This is a genomic window from Escherichia sp. 93.1518 (assembly GCF_013368915.2).
GTDB lineage: Bacteria > Pseudomonadota > Gammaproteobacteria > Enterobacterales > Enterobacteriaceae > Escherichia > Escherichia ruysiae.
In genome coordinates this window covers 67,373-85,635 of the sequence record NZ_JABWMT020000016.1, presented here as the reverse complement: position 1 = coordinate 85,635, position 18,263 = coordinate 67,373, and the positions used below count along the sequence as shown (strand labels likewise).

General features: G+C 51.7%; 17 protein-coding genes. 11 read left to right on the top strand and 6 right to left on the bottom strand.

Annotated elements, in window-relative coordinates; all coding sequences use genetic code 11:
• Positions 1-181: 181 nt before the first annotated feature.
• The 4 genes from tyrB to HEN21_RS13630 all read left to right on the top strand — a co-directional run bounded on the left by tyrB (position 182) and on the right by HEN21_RS13630 (position 3,312).
• Positions 182-1,375, top strand: a complete 1,194-nt coding sequence (gene tyrB / locus HEN21_RS13645; protein ID WP_176252221.1) for an aromatic amino acid transaminase — start codon at positions 182-184, stop codon at positions 1,373-1,375.
• Positions 1,376-1,711: 336 nt separating this feature from the next.
• Complete coding sequence (aphA, locus tag HEN21_RS13640; RefSeq protein ID WP_010344812.1) at positions 1,712-2,425, top strand: acid phosphatase AphA; 714 nt, start codon at positions 1,712-1,714, stop codon at positions 2,423-2,425.
• Between the two features lie 110 nt (positions 2,426-2,535).
• Positions 2,536-2,952 carry a secondary thiamine-phosphate synthase enzyme YjbQ gene (locus HEN21_RS13635; RefSeq protein WP_000270381.1) on the top strand — a complete coding sequence of 139 codons (417 nt, stop codon included), beginning with the start codon at positions 2,536-2,538 and terminating at the stop codon, positions 2,950-2,952.
• A 3-nt stretch (positions 2,953-2,955) separates the two neighbouring features.
• Positions 2,956-3,312 carry an MmcQ/YjbR family DNA-binding protein gene (locus tag HEN21_RS13630; RefSeq protein WP_176252222.1) on the top strand — a complete coding sequence of 119 codons (357 nt, stop codon included), beginning with the start codon at positions 2,956-2,958 and terminating at the stop codon, positions 3,310-3,312.
• Between the two features lie 235 nt (positions 3,313-3,547).
• On the opposite strand, the gene uvrA is transcribed toward HEN21_RS13630, so the two are convergent.
• The gene (uvrA, locus tag HEN21_RS13625) at positions 3,548-6,370 is read right to left on the bottom strand and encodes an excinuclease ABC subunit UvrA (RefSeq protein WP_016159880.1); all 2,823 of its coding nucleotides are present in this window, start codon (positions 6,368-6,370) and stop codon (positions 3,548-3,550) included.
• A gap of 250 nt (positions 6,371-6,620) precedes the next feature.
• Here uvrA and ssb1 point away from each other — a divergent pair, with 250 nt between their 5' ends.
• On the top strand, positions 6,621-7,157 hold the full coding sequence (ssb1, locus tag HEN21_RS13620) for a single-stranded DNA-binding protein SSB1 (RefSeq protein ID WP_000168309.1): 537 nt from the start codon (positions 6,621-6,623) through the stop codon (positions 7,155-7,157).
• Between the two features lie 98 nt (positions 7,158-7,255).
• Here the strand turns inward: ssb1 and HEN21_RS13615 are convergent, their stop codons facing one another.
• The gene (locus HEN21_RS13615) at positions 7,256-7,537 is read right to left on the bottom strand and encodes a YjcB family protein (protein ID WP_176252223.1); all 282 of its coding nucleotides are present in this window, start codon (positions 7,535-7,537) and stop codon (positions 7,256-7,258) included.
• A gap of 449 nt (positions 7,538-7,986) precedes the next feature.
• Here HEN21_RS13615 and HEN21_RS13610 point away from each other — a divergent pair, with 449 nt between their 5' ends.
• Positions 7,987-9,573, top strand: coding sequence for an EAL domain-containing protein (locus HEN21_RS13610; protein WP_000019885.1), 1,587 nt, complete (start codon positions 7,987-7,989; stop codon positions 9,571-9,573).
• Between the two features lie 2 nt (positions 9,574-9,575).
• On the opposite strand, the gene soxS is transcribed toward HEN21_RS13610, so the two are convergent.
• Positions 9,576-9,899 carry a superoxide response transcriptional regulator SoxS gene (gene soxS, locus HEN21_RS13605; RefSeq protein ID WP_000019358.1) on the bottom strand — a complete coding sequence of 108 codons (324 nt, stop codon included), beginning with the start codon at positions 9,897-9,899 and terminating at the stop codon, positions 9,576-9,578.
• 85 nt (positions 9,900-9,984) lie between these two features.
• Between soxS and soxR the strand changes: the two genes are divergently transcribed.
• From soxR to HEN21_RS13590, 3 genes are all read left to right on the top strand, one after another.
• On the top strand, positions 9,985-10,449 hold the full coding sequence (gene soxR / locus HEN21_RS13600) for a redox-sensitive transcriptional activator SoxR (protein WP_000412428.1): 465 nt from the start codon (positions 9,985-9,987) through the stop codon (positions 10,447-10,449).
• Between the two features lie 546 nt (positions 10,450-10,995).
• Positions 10,996-12,345: a guanine/hypoxanthine transporter GhxP gene (ghxP, locus tag HEN21_RS13595; RefSeq protein WP_000106865.1), complete on the top strand. Its 1,350-nt coding sequence runs from the start codon at positions 10,996-10,998 to the stop codon at positions 12,343-12,345.
• Positions 12,346-12,495: 150 nt separating this feature from the next.
• On the top strand, positions 12,496-14,145 hold the full coding sequence (locus tag HEN21_RS13590) for a Na+/H+ antiporter (RefSeq protein ID WP_000402211.1): 1,650 nt from the start codon (positions 12,496-12,498) through the stop codon (positions 14,143-14,145).
• A 35-nt stretch (positions 14,146-14,180) separates the two neighbouring features.
• On the opposite strand, the gene HEN21_RS13585 is transcribed toward HEN21_RS13590, so the two are convergent.
• The gene (locus tag HEN21_RS13585; RefSeq protein ID WP_000354951.1) at positions 14,181-15,065 is read right to left on the bottom strand and encodes a LysR family transcriptional regulator; all 885 of its coding nucleotides are present in this window, start codon (positions 15,063-15,065) and stop codon (positions 14,181-14,183) included.
• Between the two features lie 103 nt (positions 15,066-15,168).
• Here HEN21_RS13585 and HEN21_RS13580 point away from each other — a divergent pair, with 103 nt between their 5' ends.
• Positions 15,169-15,579: a CidA/LrgA family protein gene (locus HEN21_RS13580; protein WP_000109438.1), complete on the top strand. Its 411-nt coding sequence runs from the start codon at positions 15,169-15,171 to the stop codon at positions 15,577-15,579.
• Positions 15,572-16,261 carry an LrgB family protein gene (locus HEN21_RS13575; protein WP_000181101.1) on the top strand — a complete coding sequence of 230 codons (690 nt, stop codon included), beginning with the start codon at positions 15,572-15,574 and terminating at the stop codon, positions 16,259-16,261. The genes HEN21_RS13580 and HEN21_RS13575 overlap by 8 nt, the downstream gene beginning before the upstream one ends.
• A 38-nt stretch (positions 16,262-16,299) precedes the next feature.
• On the opposite strand, the gene actP is transcribed toward HEN21_RS13575, so the two are convergent.
• Positions 16,300-17,949 carry a cation/acetate symporter ActP gene (gene actP, locus HEN21_RS13570; protein ID WP_000832546.1) on the bottom strand — a complete coding sequence of 550 codons (1,650 nt, stop codon included), beginning with the start codon at positions 17,947-17,949 and terminating at the stop codon, positions 16,300-16,302.
• The gene (locus HEN21_RS13565) at positions 17,946-18,260 is read right to left on the bottom strand and encodes a DUF485 domain-containing protein (protein ID WP_001296646.1); all 315 of its coding nucleotides are present in this window, start codon (positions 18,258-18,260) and stop codon (positions 17,946-17,948) included. Before HEN21_RS13565 ends, actP begins: the two co-directional genes overlap by 4 nt.
• Positions 18,261-18,263: the final 3 nt, after the last annotated feature.

The following is an 18,263-nucleotide window of genomic DNA, read 5'->3' as shown; positions in this document are numbered from 1 at the left end:
AAGCTATGTAAATTCAATAAATTGATACACTCTTGTCGTTCTTGTCTTTAGAGGTTTTGCGCTTTTTATCAGCCTCGCAGTGTTATTAGTTGCCGCTCGTTGTTAAACATCCTCTCGATCTTCCCCATCTTCCGGTTTATTGTGTTTTAACCACCTGCCCGTAAACCTGGAGAACCATCGCGTGTTTCAAAAAGTTGACGCCTACGCTGGCGACCCGATTCTTTCGCTTATGGAGCGTTTTAAAGAAGACCCTCGCAGCGACAAAGTGAATTTGAGTATCGGTCTGTACTACAACGAAGACGGGATTATTCCACAATTAAAAGCCGTCGAAGAAGCGCAAGCGCGCCTGAATGCGCAGCCTCATGGCGCTTCACTTTATCTGCCGATGGAAGGGCTTAACAGCTATCGTCATGCTATTGCACCACTGCTGTTTGGCGCTAATCATCCGGTGTTACAACAACAGCGCGTGGCGACTATTCAAACGCTTGGCGGTTCAGGGGCATTGAAAGTGGGGGCTGACTTCCTGAAACGCTACTTCCCGGAATCAGGTGTGTGGGTCAGCGATCCCACCTGGGAAAACCACGTAGCAATATTCGCCGGGGCTGGATTCGAAGTGAGCACTTACCCCTGGTATGATGAAGTGACCAACGGTGTGCGTTTTGACGATCTGTTGGCGACGCTGAAAACATTGCCTGCCCGCAGTATTGTGCTGCTGCATCCGTGCTGTCATAACCCAACGGGCGCCGATCTCACCAACGACCAATGGGACGCGGTCATTGAAATTCTCAAAGCACGCGAGCTTATCCCATTCCTCGATATCGCCTATCAAGGATTTGGTGCCGGTATGGATGAAGATGCCTACGCCATTCGTGCCATTGCCAGCGCCGGATTACCTGCACTGGTAAGCAATTCATTCTCAAAAATTTTCTCCCTGTACGGCGAGCGTGTCGGCGGCCTTTCGGTGGTGTGTGAAGATGCTGAAGCCGCAGGTCGCGTGCTGGGGCAACTGAAAGCTACTGTGCGCCGTATTTACTCCAGCCCGCCGAATTTTGGTGCGCAGGTAGTGGCAACGGTGCTGAACGATGAGGCGTTGAAAGCCAGTTGGCTGGCGGAAGTAGAAGAAATGCGGACCCGTATTCTGGCAATGCGGCAGCAATTGGTACAGGTGTTGAGCACTGAGATGCCGGAGCGCAATTTTGATTACCTGCTTAAGCAACGCGGCATGTTCAGCTATACCGGCTTAAGCGCCGCCCAGGTCGATCGCCTGCGCGAGGAGTTTGGCGTTTACCTGATCGCCAGCGGTCGTATGTGTGTTGCCGGGCTTAACTCTGCGAACGTGCAGCGCGTTGCAAAGGCGTTTGCTGCCGTGATGTAAGGTTAACCAGCAGGCGGTTGAAAAGCTGCCTGCTCTATTATAAATAAGGGGGGCTATGTATTATCCAGGCAAATAGTACGAAGGAGATGAAGACTTATTTCTTATAAAAGTGAATAAAATAGGCGTTTTATTTCCGAACATTTTTATACTCTGGAAATATATTAAGTTATTAAATAGTCACAACACACGGGCTGGTCTCATGTGATCCTTCTCCCTTTCTTCACAAAAGCCGCAGATAATCCTTCCTTTCCCTTGCTGCTGGCGTTATGGTCAAATGGCTTTTTCAACAAACTTCATAATAAAAAGTTTCAACTTACTGACTATTTAGGGAAAAATATGCGCAAGATCACACAGGCATTGAGTGCCGTTTGCTTATTGTTCGCTCTAAACAGTTCTGCTGTTGCGTTGGCCTCTTCACCTTCACCGCTTAATCCCGGCACTAATGTTGCCAGACTCGCTGAACAGGCACCTGTCCATTGGGTATCAGTCGCACAAATTGAAAATAGCCTTGCCGGTCGCCCACCGATGGCGGTTGGATTTGATATCGATGATACCGTTTTGTTTTCCAGCCCCGGATTCTGGCGCGGCAAGAAAATATTCTCACCAGAAAGCGAAGATTATCTGAAGAACCCAGCATTCTGGGAAAAGATGAACAACGGTTGGGATGAATTCAGCATTCCAAAAGAGGTCGCACGTCAGCTAATTGATATACATGTCCGCCGTGGCGATACCATCTTTTTTGTGACTGGCCGTAGCCCAACGAAAACAGAAACGGTTTCGAAAACATTAGCCGATGATTTCCACATTCCGGCAAGCAGTATGAATCCGGTAATTTTTGCGGGTGATAAACCGGGACAAAACACGAAAACGCAGTGGTTGCAGGATAAAAATATCCGAATGTTTTATGGCGATTCCGATAATGATATGACTGCCGCGCGTGATGTCGGCATTCGTGGTATCCGTATTCTGCGTGCCTCCAACTCTACCTACAAACCCTTGCCACAAGCGGGTGCTTTTGGTGAAGAGGTGATCGTTAATTCAGAATACTGATAGTGCGGGAGAGTGTGTCACTCTCCCAAATGCTGTTTTTTTAATCACACCTTTATCCTTTCGCTGTCTTGCTGCAAACTGAATAAGAGAGTTTTATCAAGGAGCAGCACATGTGGTATCAAAAGACGCTCACGCTTAGCGCCAAATCTCGTGGGTTTCATCTGGTAACGGATGAAATTCTGAATCAACTGGCTGATATGCCGCGTGTTAATGTCGGTTTACTGCACCTGTTGCTGCAACACACTTCCGCCTCTCTGACACTTAATGAGAATTGCGACCCCACGGTACGCCAGGACATGGAGCGTTTTTTCCTCCGCACTGTTCCCGATAACGGAAACTATGAGCATGATTATGAAGGGGCAGACGATATGCCTTCACATATCAAATCTTCCATGCTGGGAGTATCGCTTGTTTTGCCAGTGCATAAAGGACGTATTCAGACCGGCACCTGGCAGGGTATCTGGCTGGGGGAACATCGTGTCCACGGCGGATCGCGTCGCATCATCGCGACACTACAAGGGGAGTAAAAAATGACCATATCGGAGTTGCTACAATATTGCATGGCAAAACCTGGCGCTGAACAGAGCGTTCACAGCGACTGGAAAGCGACGCAAATCAAAGTGGAAGATGTGCTGTTTGCGATGGTGAAAGAAGTGGAAAATCGCCCGGCAGTTTCGCTGAAAACCAGCCCGGAACTGGCGGATCTTCTGCGTCAGCAGCACAGCGATGTACGTCCCAGCCGACATCTGAATAAAGCGCACTGGAGTACCGTATATCTCGACGGATCGTTGCCGGATTCACAAATCTATTATCTGGTCGATGCGTCGTATCAGCAGGCAGTGAATTTGCTGCCGGAAGAAAAACGTAAATTGCTGGTGCAACCCTGAAAGGAAAAGACCGTTCAGAAAGCGGCCTGATATTGCTGAAAAACTGGCTTAAAAGTCAAAAGCGGCACGGTTTTCCCCCTCGCCCTTTTAGGGAAAGGGCCGGGGTGAGGGTAAATAATCACGCCAGTGCTGGTCTGTTCCCCTCACCCTAACCCTAACCCTCTCCCCGGAGGGGCGAGGGGACTGTCCGAGCTTTGTCATCAGTCTGAGGCCGCTCAGAAAGCGGCCTTTGTGATTACAGCATTGGCTTGAGGAAGCGCGCTGTATGCGAAGCTTCGCACTCTGCGACGGTTTCTGGCGTACCGGAGACGAGGATTTCGCCGCCACCGCTACCGCCTTCCGGGCCAAGATCGACAATCCAGTCGGCGGTTTTAATCACGTCGAGATTGTGCTCAATCACCACAATGGTATTGCCCTGATCGCGCAGTTTATGCAACACGTCGAGCAGTTGCTGAATATCGGCAAAGTGCAGACCGGTGGTCGGCTCATCGAGAATATACAGCGTCTGCCCGGTGCCGCGTTTTGACAGCTCACGCGCCAGCTTCACGCGCTGGGCTTCACCACCGGAAAGCGTGGTGGCGGACTGCCCGAGGCGGATGTACGTCAGGCCAACATCCATCAGCGTTTGCAGTTTACGCGCCAGCGCCGGTACGGCATCAAAGAATTCACGCGCCTCTTCGATGGTCATATCCAGCACTTCGTGGATGGTTTTGCCTTTGTACTTTATCTCCAGCGTTTCGCGGTTATAGCGTTTACCTTTGCACTGGTCGCACGGTACGTAAATATCCGGCAGGAAGTGCATTTCAACTTTGATCACGCCATCGCCCTGACAGGCCTCGCAGCGCCCGCCACGGACGTTAAAGCTGAATCGTCCTGGCGTATAACCGCGCGCGCGGGATTCCGGTACGCCCGCAAACAGTTCGCGCACAGGCGTAAACACGCCGGTATAGGTCGCCGGGTTGGAACGCGGAGTACGACCAATTGGGCTTTGGTCGATATCAATAACTTTATCGAAATGCTCCAGCCCCTGAATATCGCGATAGGGTGCCGGTTCGGCGATAGTCGCGCCGTTCAACTGGCGTTGGGCAATCGGGAACAGTGTGTCGTTAATCAGCGTCGATTTACCGGAACCTGAAACCCCTGTAATGCAGGTAAACAGACCCACCGGCAGCGTTAGCGTCACATCTTTCAGGTTGTTGCCGCGTGCGCCCGTCAGTTTCAGCACTTTTTCCGGATTTGCCGGAACGCGTTTCTTCGGTACTTCAATCTTGCGTTTACCACTCATGTACTGCCCGGTCAACGACTCTGGCACTGCCATAATCGCTTCTAGCGGCCCTTCCGCGACCACTTCGCCACCGTGAACACCTGCGCCCGGACCGATGTCGATAACGTGGTCAGCGGCGCGAATCGCATCTTCGTCGTGCTCCACTACAATCACGGTATTACCAAGATCGCGCAGATGGATAAGCGTACCCAGCAGGCGCTCGTTATCGCGCTGGTGCAGGCCGATAGACGGCTCATCCAGCACATACATAACGCCAACCAGGCCTGCGCCAATCTGGCTCGCCAGACGGATACGCTGGGCTTCGCCGCCGGAAAGTGTCTCTGCCGAGCGGGAAAGTGTCAGATAATTCAGCCCAACGTTAACGAGGAATTTCAGGCGGTCGCCAATCTCTTTGAGGATTTTTTCTGCAATCTTCGCCCGTTGTCCGGCGAGTTTAAGATTGTTGAAGAACTCCATCGCATGACCGATGCTCATGTCGGAGATTGCAGGCAGCGGCGTATTCTCGACATAAACATGGCGCGCTTCACGGCGCAGACGCGTCCCTTCACAACTGGCGCACGGGCGATTGCTGATAAATTTGGCTAACTCTTCACGTACCGCGCTGGATTCCGTCTCTTTATAACGGCGCTCCATATTGTGCAGCACGCCTTCGAACGGATGACGACGAATAGAGGTATCGCCGCGATCGTTCATGTATTTAAATTCGATATTTTCTTTGCCAGAACCGTACAGCACCACTTTATGCACATTTGCGCTCAGGCTGCCCCACGGCGCTTCGACGTCGAACTTATAGTGATCTGCCAGTGATTTCAGCATCTGGAAATAATAGAAATTGCGACGATCCCAGCCACGGATCGCACCGCCAGCCAGCGACAGTTCCGGATTCTGGATCACGCGATCGGGATCGAAATATTGCTGTACGCCGAGGCCGTCACAGGTCGGGCAGGCACCCGCCGGGTTGTTAAACGAGAACAGGCGTGGTTCCAGTTCGCGCATACTGTAGCCGCAAATCGGGCAGGCGAAGTTCGCGGAGAACAGCAGTTCTTCCGCTTTGGGATTGTCCATATCCGCAACAACCGCTGTACCGCCGGAAAGCTCCAGTGCGGTTTCAAACGATTCCGCCAGACGCTGGGTCAGATCGTCACGCACCTTGAAGCGATCGATAACCACTTCAATGGTGTGTTTCTTTTGCAGTTCCAGTTTCGGCGGATCGGAAAGATCGCAGACTTCGCCATCAATGCGCGCGCGGATGTAACCCTGACTCGCCAGATTCTCCAGCGTTTTAGTGTGTTCGCCTTTGCGCTCTTTGATGATGGGCGCGAGTAGCATCAGACGTTTACCTTCAGGCTGCGAAAGCACGTTATCCACCATCTGGCTGACGGTTTGCGCCGCCAGCGGAACGTCGTGATCCGGGCAGCGCGGCTCGCCGACGCGAGCGTACAGCAGACGCAAATAGTCGTGGATTTCAGTGATGGTCCCCACTGTGGAGCGCGGGTTATGCGACGTCGATTTCTGTTCAATTGAGATGGCGGGAGAAAGCCCCTCAATATGATCGACATCTGGTTTTTCCATCAGTGACAGAAACTGCCGCGCGTACGCGGAAAGGGATTCAACGTAACGACGCTGCCCTTCGGCATATAAGGTGTCGAAAGCGAGCGAGGATTTGCCAGAACCCGAAAGCCCGGTAACGACAATTAACTTGTCGCGGGGGATAACGAGGTTGATATTCTTGAGATTATGGGTGCGGGCGCCCCGAACTTCGATCTTATCCATTCACCTTTCCCGGATTAAACACTTTTTTGCCCGGCGGCATGGCGCTACCGGCGATCACAAACGGTTAATTATGACACAAATCGACCTGAATGAATATACAGTATTGGAATGCAAAACCCGGAGTGCTGTGTAACAATGTCGGGCCATGTTTGTTTACCGGAACCGAGGTCACATCGTGGTAAAACCGCTATTGGTAATGCTACAATCGCGCGTTTACACTTATTAGAACGTTTTTTTCAGGAGACACGACATGGCCAGCAGAGGCGTAAATAAGGTTATTCTCGTTGGTAATCTGGGCCAGGACCCGGAAGTACGCTATATGCCAAATGGTGGCGCAGTTGCCAACATTACGCTGGCTACTTCCGAATCCTGGCGTGATAAAGCGACCGGCGAGATGAAAGAGCAGACTGAATGGCACCGTGTTGTGCTGTTCGGCAAACTGGCGGAAGTTGCCAGCGAATATCTGCGTAAAGGTTCTCAGGTTTATATCGAAGGTCAGCTGCGTACCCGCAAATGGACTGACCAATCCGGTCAGGATCGCTACACCACAGAAGTGGTGGTGAACGTTGGCGGCACCATGCAGATGCTGGGTGGTCGCCAGGGCGGCGGCGCACCGGCAGGCGGTAACGTCGGCGGCGGCCAGCCGCAGGGCGGTTGGGGTCAGCCTCAGCAGCCGCAGGGTGGCAATCAGTTCAGCGGCGGTGCTCAGTCTCGCCCGCAGCAGTCCGCACCGGCAGCGCCGTCTAACGAGCCGCCGATGGATTTCGATGACGACATTCCGTTCTGATTTGTCATTAAAACAATAGGTTATATTGTTTTAAGGTGGATGATTAAAGCATCCGCCAGCCATAAAAAAGAAGCCTCCGTTATGGAGGCTTCTACATATCAGGTCAAAATCATCGGCCACTGTGGTGGAGTTTGACTCATCCCTTCCACCATCACCGACTCAATGTTGTGCCAGATGGTGGTAATATCGGTCATTGTGATGCCAAGCAACCCCATTGCGAACCAACAGGCGGAAACCACGCCCAGACCGCTACTGATCACTGCCAGCCCGACATAATCAGAGCGCCGAAAACGGATGTTGAGCGTGCTGGCCAGAAACATCAATACGGCGCTAAGCAGCTGCCAGCGAAGAAGAACCACGCCAGTGGTGAGGGTAGCCATCAAACATTTCCTCTGAAAATTACCAAGCCCTGGATAGCGCGGCATTACTCACGGGGGGGGCGTGGTACACTCTGGCTATCGCGGGACTTTCAGAACATAAAATGAAACACTTAGTTTGTTTCATAAATTTTTGTGAACTATATCACAATTGCTCGTTTGTTAGCCAGATTATGCAGCTACTTTTATTGCTGCACTAATTATGTGGTTTTTTAGTGAAATCGAGACAATGCACAATAAAGAAATATTGTAACTTCCTGCCTGACCTGCGTTTTTTCAACAAAGCCCTTTTGATATCAGCGAGTTATTTTCATTTAAACAACAATTATAAAGGTATCAATTTCAAATCAGGCAAAAGTGCTATTTATACCGTAAGATTTATCTAACGTCGTCGGTAGTCAGGGTTTTCACCTTGCAATGACCAGGTATAACCAGGCAGGGAATTGATAGAAATGAGCCATAGTGTGCGACACAAATTGCTGGCGTTGCCGGGTATTATCTTTGTAGTCCTCCTTCCCATCATTCTGTCGCTATGGATTGCCTTTCTTTGGGCTAAAGCGGAAGCGAATAATCAACTTCGTGCTTTTGCTCTGTTGGCACTGGAGAAATCCGAGCTGGTCATTCGCCAGGCAGATTTAGCAAGCGACGATGCGGAACGCTATCAGGGACAAATTTGTACTCCCTCTCATCAACAACAAATGCTGAATATTATCCGTGGTTATCTTTATATCAACGAATTGATCTATGCCCACGATAACCTTTTTTTATGCTCAACATTAATGGCTCCCGTTAACGGCTATACGATGCCGCCAGCGAACTATAAGCGTGAACCTAATGTCTCAATCTATTATTATCGCGACACTCCTTTTTTTGCCGGTTATAAAATGACTTATATGCAGCGAGGAAACTATGTCGCGGTAATTAACCCTTTATTCTGGAGCGAGGTGATGTCTGACGATCCAACGCTGCAATGGGGGGTATATGATACGGTGACGAAAACCTTTTTCTCTTTAAGCAAACAAGCCTCAGCAGAAAAATTTTCACCATTGATTCATCAAAGGGAAATAACCGTACAGCATAACGGTTATTTATATGCGATAGTCCATTCAACAAAACGTCCCATTGCTGCTATCGTTGCAACCTCAACTCAGCGCATTTTGTCACATTTTTATAATCACCTTGTATTTGCCTTACCGGCAGGCATTATGGGCAGCCTGGTGCTACTTTTACTCTGGCTGCGTATAAACCAGAAGTACCAGTCACCTAAGCGTAAATTGCAACGTGCCCTCGAAAAACGGCAGCTTTGTCTCTATTACCAACCGATTATTGATATTAAAACGAATAAATGTATTGGCGCTGAGGCATTGCTACGCTGGCCGGGGAATCAGGGACAGGTAATGACGCCAGCAGAGTTTATTCCGCTGGCGGAACAAGAGGGGCTAATTGCGCAGGTGACAGATTATGTCATTAATATGGTGTTTGACGATCTCGGTTCCTGGCTGGAAAAACACCCTGAATTATCTACTTCAATTAATTTGTCTGCCTCCGATTTTCATACTTCAAGGGTGATTGCCTTAACTAATCAAAAAATAGAGCAATTCACGGTGCGTCCGCAGCAAATTAAATTTGAAGTCACTGAACATGCATTTCTTGATGTTGCCAAAATGACGCCGATTATTCTGGCTTTCCGTCAGGCTGGTTACGAAGTGGCGATCGATGACTTTGGTATTGGCTACTCCAACCTGCATAACCTTAACTCATTGAATATTGATATCCTGAAAATCGATAAATCGTTTGTTGAGACGTTGACCACGCATAAAACCAGCCATTTGATAGCGGAACACATCATCGAACTGGCACACAGTCTGGGTCTAAAAACGATTGCAGAAGGGGTGGAAACTGAGGATCAGGTCAACTGGCTGCGCAAACGCGGCGTGCGCTATTGTCAGGGCTGGTACTTTGCAAAGGCGATGCCGCCGCAGGTTTTTATGGCATGGGCAGAGCAATTACCCGCGCATGACGCCATGCGCGGGCAGTAACCCTAGAGCCGGTGGCGGTAATCGCTGGGAGTGCGATCAAATTGCCGACGGAAAACGCGGGAAAAGGTCTGCTGTGAGACGTAACCCAGATCCATCGCGATATCAAAAATAGGGCGCTCGGTGGTGCGCAGTTCAACGGCAGCCAGTAGCAGGCGGCGTTGACGAATGTAATCGCCAAGCGTCTGATGCGTCACTGTGCGGAACATCCGCTGTAAATACCACTTTGAATAACCTGATTTTTTCGCCACCACATCAATGTTCAGCGGCTGGTCGATATGCTCGTCAATCCATGCGATAAGATCCTGAATAATTTTCTGATGGGACATAAATCTGCCTCTTTTCAGTGTTCAGTTCGTTAATTCATCTGTTGGGGAGTATAATTCCTCAAGTTAACTTGAGGTAAAGCGATTTATGGAAAAGAAATTACCCCGCATTAAAGCCTTGCTTACTCCAGGCGAAGTGGCGAAACGTAGCGGCGTGGCGGTATCGGCGCTGCACTTCTATGAAAGCAAAGGATTGATTACCAGTATCCGCAATAGCGGTAATCAGCGGCGATATAAGCGTGATGTGTTGCGATATGTCGCAATTATCAAAATTGCTCAACGCATTGGCATTCCGCTGGCGACCATTGGTGAAGCGTTTGGTGTGTTGCCCGAAGGGCATACGTTAAGTGCGAAAGAGTGGAAACAGCTATCTTCGCAATGGCGAGAAGAATTGGATCGGCGCATTCATACCTTAGTCGCGCTGCGTGATGAACTGGACGGTTGTATTGGCTGCGGCTGCCTTTCGCGTAGCGACTGCCCGTTGCGTAACCCTGGCGACCGCTTAGGGGAAGAAGGTACCGGCGCACGCTTGCTGGAAGATGAACAAAACTAAAGCGCCACAAGGGCGCTTTAGTTTGTTTTCCGGTCTTTGTCTTTCACTCTATCCCGCTGGTACACGGGAGGGTTTCCCCCGACGTCAACACACCTCATTCGAGCACGTGGTGGAGGTTCCGGTTAGTGTTGATACTTTAATTGTATGTCACCGCTGTTTCTTCGCCAGTGCAAAGCGATCCTTTTTAGCCGCAATATTTTTGTCATCTTGCGTGATTTTTTACCGCGAACCTTCGCCACAAGTTGCCTACAAATGCCGTAATTTTGCGCATCAACGATAACGTTTGCGCATCAATTGCCTGGTTTTTCATCGTCAACACAAGAAAAGGGAAAAAAGCAGCAAACTTCGGTTGAAAAAGCCGCTATGATCGCCGGATAATCGTTTGCTTTTTTTTACCACCCGTTTTGTATGCGCGGAGCTAAACGTTTGCTTTTTTGCGACGCCCCAGATTGTCGCAAACCTGAAGCAGGAAGATAACGTTTCGCTGGCAGGGGATTGTCCGCCACGCATCTTGACGAAAAATAAACTCTCAGGGGATGTTTTCTTATGTCTACGCCATCAGCGCGTACCGGCGGTTCACTCGACGCCTGGTTTAAAATTTCACAACGCGGAAGCACCGTCCGTCAGGAAGTGGTTGCCGGGTTAACAACGTTTCTGGCGATGGTTTACTCGGTTATCGTCGTTCCAGGTATGTTGGGTAAAGCGGGCTTCCCGCCAGCGGCAGTTTTTGTTGCGACTTGTCTGGTTGCCGGGATTGGCTCTATCGCGATGGGGTTATGGGCCAATCTGCCGTTGGCTATCGGCTGTGCCATCTCTCTGACGGCGTTTACCGCATTCAGCCTGGTGCTGGGGCAACATATTAGCGTACCTGTCGCGCTGGGTGCCGTGTTCCTGATGGGGGTGCTGTTTACGGTAATATCTGCCACGGGTATCCGTAGCTGGATTTTGCGCAACTTACCGCACGGCGTGGCGCACGGCACGGGGATTGGTATCGGTCTGTTCCTGCTGCTGATTGCCGCTAATGGTGTCGGTCTGGTGATTAAAAACCCGCTCGATGGTCTGCCAGTGGCGCTGGGTGATTTCGCGACCTTCCCGGTGATTATGTCGCTGGTAGGTCTGGCGGTGATTATCGGCCTGGAAAAACTGAAAGTACCAGGCGGTATCCTGTTAACCATTATCGGCATCTCGATTGTGGGTCTGCTTTTTGATCCTAACGTCCACTTCTCTGGCGTTTTCGCCATGCCTTCATTGAGCGATGAGAACGGTAATTCGCTAATTGGTAGCCTGGATATTATGGGGGCGCTGAACCCTGTGGTACTGCCGAGCGTACTGGCGTTGGTGATGACTGCTGTTTTCGATGCCACCGGAACCATCCGTGCGGTAGCCGGTCAGGCGAACCTGCTGGATAAAGACGGGCAGATTATCGACGGCGGCAAAGCTCTGACCACCGACTCCCTGAGCAGTGTTTTTTCTGGCCTGGTCGGTGCGGCTCCGGCTGCGGTATACATTGAGTCTGCGGCGGGTACAGCGGCGGGCGGTAAAACCGGTCTGACGGCAATCACGGTTGGCGTGCTGTTCCTGCTGATTCTGTTCCTCTCTCCGCTCTCTTACCTCGTTCCGGGTTACGCAACAGCTCCGGCGCTGATGTACGTTGGCCTGTTGATGTTGAGCAACGTGGCGAAAATCGACTTTGCTGATTTCGTCGATGCAATGGCGGGTCTGGTAACGGCAGTATTCATCGTGCTGACCTGTAATATCGTAACTGGCATCATGATCGGCTTCGCGACCCTGGTGATTGGTCGTCTGGTTTCTGGCGAATGGCGTAAGCTGAACATCGGTACGGTCGTTATCGCCGTGGCGCTGGTCACCTTCTATGCCGGAGGCTGGGCCATCTAAGCTTAATAAGATTCTGAAAACGGGTGGCAATAGCTGCCCGTTTTTATTTTTCTCCGTACATTGTGTGAGCTTTTGCGATATTCTGAAAAACTGAGAGTCCGGGCATAACGCCTTTCTCAAATCATAAAAAACATTGCAAACAGGGAACGCATGGAAATCTTCTTCACCATACTGATAATGACCCTCGTGGTCTCGCTGTCCGGGGTGGTCACTCGTGTCATGCCCTTTCAGATCCCGCTTCCGCTTATGCAAATCGCCATCGGTGCGCTACTGGCGTGGCCGACGTTTGGTTTGCATGTGGAGTTTGATCCTGAACTCTTTTTAGTCTTGTTTATCCCGCCGTTGCTGTTTGCTGATGGCTGGAAAACACCAACCCGCGAATTTCTCGAACATGGTCGGGAAATATTCGGCCTCGCGCTGGCGCTGGTGGTGGTCACCGTGGTCGGCATTGGCTTCCTTATTTACTGGGTGGTGCCGGGTATCCCGCTGATACCCGCCTTTGCGCTGGCGGCGGTGCTCTCTCCGACCGATGCCGTGGCGCTCTCCGGGATTGTTGGCGAAGGGCGCATTCCGAAAAAAATCATGGGCATTTTGCAGGGCGAAGCGTTGATGAATGACGCCTCCGGCCTGGTGTCGCTGAAGTTTGCTGTAGCAGTTGCGATGGGGACTATGATCTTCACCGTCGGCGGTGCGACGGTCGAATTTATGAAAGTGGCCATTGGCGGCATTCTGGCGGGCTTCGTGGTGAGCTGGCTGTATGGTCGCTCGTTGCGTTTCCTCAGTCGCTGGGGCGGCGATGAACCCGCGACGCAGATCGTATTGCTGTTCCTGCTGCCGTTTGCCTCTTATCTGATTGCCGAACATATTGGCGTTTCCGGCATCCTCGCAGCAGTTGCCGCCGGGATGACCATCACCCGTTCCGGCGTGATGCGCCGTGCGCCGCTGGCGATGCGATTGCGCGCGAACAGCACCTGGGCGATGCTGGAATTTGTCTTTAACGGCATGGTGTTCTTGCTGCTGGGCCTGCAACTGCCAGGGATTCTGGAAACGTCGCTGGTTGCGGCGGAAATTGACCCTAACGTCGAAATCTGGATGCTGTTTACCGACATCATCTTGATTTATGCGGCGCTAATGCTGGTACGTTTTGGCTGGCTGTGGACGATGAAAAAGTTCAGCAACCGTTTCCTGAAGAAGAAGCCGATGGAGTTTGGTTCGTGGACTACACGAGAAATTCTGATCGCGTCTTTCGCTGGGGTGCGCGGGGCAATCACTCTTGCTGGTGTGCTCTCTATCCCTCTGCTGTTGCCGGATGGAAATGTCTTCCCGGCGCGTTATGAGCTGGTGTTCCTGGCGGCTGGCGTCATTCTCTTTTCGCTGTTTGTCGGCGTAGTGATGCTGCCTGTTCTGCTGCAACACATTGAAGTCGCGGACCACTCTCAACAGTTGAAAGAGGAGCGAATCGCGCGTGCGGCAACCGCTGAAGTGGCGATTGTGGCGATCCAGAAAATGGAGGAGCGTCTGGCGGCGGACACCGAAGAGAATATCGACAACCAGTTGCTCACTGAAGTCAGCTCTCGCGTCATTGGTAATCTGCGCCGTCGCGCCGATGGTCGCAACGACGTCGAAAGTTCAGTTCAGGAAGAGAACCTGGAGCGTCGCTTCCGTCTGGCGGCGCTGCGTTCTGAACGCGCTGAACTCTACCACCTGCGCGCCACGCGGGAGATCAGCAACGAAACGCTGCAAAAATTACTGCACGATCTCGATTTGCTGGAAGCGTTGTTGATTGAGGAAAATCAATAATCTGCATGGTTGTCGGGCGAGTCCGCCAACCTGTCTTACTCTGGGGTTAACCAGTATCCTTCACAACAGGTCAGCCACGCCTGGGCACAGTGGGAAAGGTAAACGCCCTCACGCCAAATCATGCCTAATTTCCAGCGTAGTTCGCTTTCCAGCGGCAGCCATTTTAAGGTGTTTTTATCTAATCGCTGGCAAATGGGTTCCGGCAAAATGGCTATTCCGACACCGGCCTGAACCATCGCGGCGAGAAAATCCCATTGCCCGCTGCGAACCGCAATCCTCGGCTTAACGCCATGTTCATCGAATAACGCCATCAATTGCTTACTTAAGGCAAAATCTTCGTTATAGATAAGTAGAGGATGTTCCGCCAGTGTCTCTGGTGAGACGGCATCACGCTCAAGCCATTTACCTGAACGTGGCGCCAGCACACAAAGCGGATGACTAAACAGCGATAACGTTGTCAGGCCACTTTCTTCTACTGGCAGGGCGGTCAGTGCCATATCCAGTTCGCCGTTCATTACCGCTTGTTGTACCGTCAGACCACCAAACTCCGAAATCTTCAGTTCCACGCCGGGGTAACGCTGGCGGAACAGCCCCACAGGTCCAGCCATTAACATGCCAACCATTGGCGGAATTCCCAGCCGCAATATGCCTTTATTGAGTTGGTTTATATCATCCAGCTCGGCCTCTAGTTGCCGAAACTCAGCAAGAATTGCCAGTGCACGCTCAAACACGACGCGACCAGTATCAGTGAGAAGCAGCCGACGGCCATCGCGGATCAACAATATACAGTTCAGCTCATCTTCGAGATTCTTCAGCATTTTGCTGATGGTGGGCTGGGTCACAAACAGCTTCTCCGCTGCGCGGGTGAAGCTCTGCTGGCGCACGACTTCGACAAAATAACGCAGCGTTCTGATATCCATAACTATTCCCTTTGACTATACCTGCAATGATTTTAATTCATTTCAGTAGCGGCATGAGGCTCTCTATACTTAGCGTTCTGTTTTATTTTCAGGATATCCCCTCATGTCCGTAGCGCTTCGCCGCATTACCCCTGCCGTTGTGCAATCTATGCAGGTATTTGTGCAGGTTGTGCTGTATGCAGGTTTATTTATTTTTGCGCAATATCTCGTCTCCTGGCTGCATTTGCCGCTACCCGCCAATCTGGTGGGGATGATCCTGATGCTGGCGCTGATTGTTTGCCGCATTATTCCTCTGCAATGGGTACGTGCCGGGGCGCGCTGGTTACTGGCCGAAATGCTGCTGTTTTTTGTCCCTGCCGTAGTGGCGGTGGTGAACTATGCACAACTATTACTGGTGGATGGCTGGCGTATTTTTGCGGTGATCGCGTTGAGCACGGTGATGGTTCTGGGCACGACCGCCTGGGTAGTGGAAAAAGTCTATCGCTATGAAATGCGCAGGTTAAACCGTGACTAATTTTCAGCTAAGTATGCTCTGCCTGGCGATTACGCTGGTTATCTATTTTCTTAACAAACGCCTTTATCGCCGCTTTCGTAAACTGCCGTTGATGCCTCTGGTGCTGACGCCTGCGCTACTGGTTATGCTGCTGGTTTTTGGCAATATTTCCTGGCAAAACTATATTGGCGAAGCGCACTGGCTACTATGGCTATTAGGCCCGGCAACCATCGCCTTTGCGGTGCCGGTATATGACAATCGGGCGATCATTAAACGTCACTGGATGTCGCTGACGGCGGGCGTACTGACGGCAACGGTGGTGGCAGTGACCAGCTCGGTGTGGCTGGCGCGATTATTTACCCTGCCGGATGAGATCCAGCGGAGCCTGGCGGTGCGTTCGGTCACTACGCCATTTGCTCTGGCAGCGAGCCAGTCGCTCGGCGGACAGCCCGATCTGGTGGCGCTGTTTGTGGTGGTCACCGGCGTGTTTGGTATGGCGATTGGCGACGTGCTGTTTTTACGTCTATCTATTCGCGAAGGGATGGCGAAAGGTGCTGGATTTGGCGCGGCGTCTCATGGCGCCGGGACTGCGCGATCGTATGAACTGGGTCAACAAGAGGGAGTGGTTGCCAGTCTGGTCATGATGCTTTCTGGCGTATTGATGGTACTGGTGTCGCCGCTGGTGGCCTGGATGATGTTCTGAAGGAATTCCCCGATCAGGCGACCGGGGAAGGGTAGAGATTAATGCGCGCGGCCTTGCTCAACGCCAAAGCCGGTCTGGGAACGGATAAATTGCGCACGGAACAGTTCACGCTCACGCGCCCCTTCCGCTGAGTTATCGGTTGCCGAGAAGAACCAGATGCCGAGGAATGCCACGGTGATCGAGAACAGCGCCGGGTATTCATACGGGAAGATGGCTTTTTCGTGACCGAGGATCTGTACCCAAATAGTCGGGCCGAGGATCATCAGTACCACCGCAGTAATCAATCCTAACCAGCCGCCCAGCATCGCACCACGCGTGGTCAGTTTCGACCAGTACATAGAAAGCAGAATGATTGGGAAGTTACAGCTCGCCGCGATGGCAAACGCCAGACCCACCATGAAGGCGATGTTCTGATTCTCAAACAGGACGCCGAGGATAATGGCAATCACGCCCAAAATTAGCACGGTGATTTTCGATACCCGCAGCTCTTCACGTTCGGTCGCGCCTTTTTTGAAGACGTTGGCGTACAGGTCATGCGAAACCGCCGATGCACCTGCCAGCGTCAGACCCGCAACCACCGCGAGGATGGTGGCGAAAGCAACCGCTGAAATAAAGCCGAGGAACAGGTTGCCGCCTACCGCATTGGCCAGGTGAACCGCCGCCATGTTGTTACCGCCAATCAGCGCCCCTGCCGCGTCTTTATAGGCCGGATTCGCACCGACCAGCATGATCGCGCCAAAACCGATAATAAAGGTCAGGATATAGAAGTAACCCATAAATCCGGTGGCGTAGAACACGCTCTTACGCGCTTCACGGGCATCGCTGACCGTAAAGAAACGCATCAGAATATGCGGCAAGCCAGCCGTACCAAACATCAGTCCCAGCCCCAGCGACAGCGCGGAGATCGGATCTTTCACCAGCCCGCCCGGCTTCATGATGTCGACACCTTTCGGGTGTACCGCCATCGCTTCGCTGAACAGATTGTTGAAGCTAAAGCCGACGTGTTTCATCACCATAAAGGCCATAAAGCTGGCACCGAACAGCAACAGTACGGCTTTGATAATCTGTACCCAGGTGGTCGCCAGCATTCCGCCGAACAGGACGTACATCATCATCAGTACGCCGACCAGAACCACCGCAATGTGATAGTTAAGGCCAAACAGCAGTTCGATCAGTTTACCTGCGCCTACCATCTGGGCGATAAGGTAAAGTGCCACGACCACCAGAGAACCACAGGCCGAAAGAATACGAATTGGTCCCTGCTTCAGACGGTACGAGGCCACATCGGCAAAGGTATAGCGACCGAGATTACGCAGACGTTCGGCAATCAGGAACAGAATGATCGGCCAGCCCACCAGGAAGCCCAGCGAGTAAATTAAGCCGTCATAGCCGGAGGTAAACACCAGCGCGGATATCCCCAAAAATGAGGCGGCAGACATATAGTCACCCGCAATCGCCAGCCCGTTCTGGAAACCGGTGATATTGCCGCCGGCGGTGTAGTAGTCATTACGAGAACGTACGCGTTTTGACGCCCAGTAGGTAATACCGAGCGTAAACACGACGAAAATCAGGAACATAATAATCGCTTGCCAGTTCGTTGGCTGGCGCTCTACGGCCCCGCTAATAGCATCCGCCGCGTTAGCTGCGAAAGGGAGTGTGGCGGCAAGCGCCGTCAGAACTCTTTTCATGATGCTTGTACCTCATGCAGGACTTCATTATTAAGACGGTCAAATTCGCCGTTCGCCCGCCAGATGTAGATACCAGTGAGAACAAAGGAGATCACAATCACTCCAACACCGACTGGAATCCCGCGTGTGACGCTGGTGTTCGGGTTCAGCGGAGTGCCCAGCCAGCCGGGCGCGAAGGCGATCAGTAAAATAAAGCCGATATAAACTGCCAGCATAATAATCGACAGGATGGTGGCAAACCGTTGCCGTTTTTCGACTAACTCCCTGAAATGCGCATTGTCTTCTATCCGCTGATAAATAGTGCCATTCATCAC

What these genes read in the sequence shown, in the direction of transcription:
- aphA (WP_010344812.1), top strand. Translation starts at nt 1,712, where the DNA reads ATGCGCAAGATCACACAGGCATTGAGTGCCGTTTGCTTATTGTTCGCT.
- HEN21_RS13635 (WP_000270381.1), top strand. Translation starts at nt 2,536, where the DNA reads ATGTGGTATCAAAAGACGCTCACGCTTAGCGCCAAATCTCGTGGGTTT.
- HEN21_RS13630 (WP_176252222.1), top strand. Translation starts at nt 2,956, where the DNA reads ATGACCATATCGGAGTTGCTACAATATTGCATGGCAAAACCTGGCGCT.
- uvrA (WP_016159880.1), bottom strand. Translation starts at nt 6,370, where the DNA reads ATGGATAAGATCGAAGTTCGGGGCGCCCGCACCCATAATCTCAAGAAT.
- ssb1 (WP_000168309.1), top strand. Translation starts at nt 6,621, where the DNA reads ATGGCCAGCAGAGGCGTAAATAAGGTTATTCTCGTTGGTAATCTGGGC.
- HEN21_RS13615 (WP_176252223.1), bottom strand. Translation starts at nt 7,537, where the DNA reads ATGGCTACCCTCACCACTGGCGTGGTTCTTCTTCGCTGGCAGCTGCTT.
- HEN21_RS13610 (WP_000019885.1), top strand. Translation starts at nt 7,987, where the DNA reads ATGAGCCATAGTGTGCGACACAAATTGCTGGCGTTGCCGGGTATTATC.
- soxS (WP_000019358.1), bottom strand. Translation starts at nt 9,899, where the DNA reads ATGTCCCATCAGAAAATTATTCAGGATCTTATCGCATGGATTGACGAG.
- soxR (WP_000412428.1), top strand. Translation starts at nt 9,985, where the DNA reads ATGGAAAAGAAATTACCCCGCATTAAAGCCTTGCTTACTCCAGGCGAA.
- ghxP (WP_000106865.1), top strand. Translation starts at nt 10,996, where the DNA reads ATGTCTACGCCATCAGCGCGTACCGGCGGTTCACTCGACGCCTGGTTT.
- HEN21_RS13590 (WP_000402211.1), top strand. Translation starts at nt 12,496, where the DNA reads ATGGAAATCTTCTTCACCATACTGATAATGACCCTCGTGGTCTCGCTG.
- HEN21_RS13585 (WP_000354951.1), bottom strand. Translation starts at nt 15,065, where the DNA reads ATGGATATCAGAACGCTGCGTTATTTTGTCGAAGTCGTGCGCCAGCAG.
- HEN21_RS13580 (WP_000109438.1), top strand. Translation starts at nt 15,169, where the DNA reads ATGTCCGTAGCGCTTCGCCGCATTACCCCTGCCGTTGTGCAATCTATG.
- actP (WP_000832546.1), bottom strand. Translation starts at nt 17,949, where the DNA reads ATGAAAAGAGTTCTGACGGCGCTTGCCGCCACACTCCCTTTCGCAGCT.
- HEN21_RS13565 (WP_001296646.1), bottom strand. Translation starts at nt 18,260, where the DNA reads ATGAATGGCACTATTTATCAGCGGATAGAAGACAATGCGCATTTCAGG.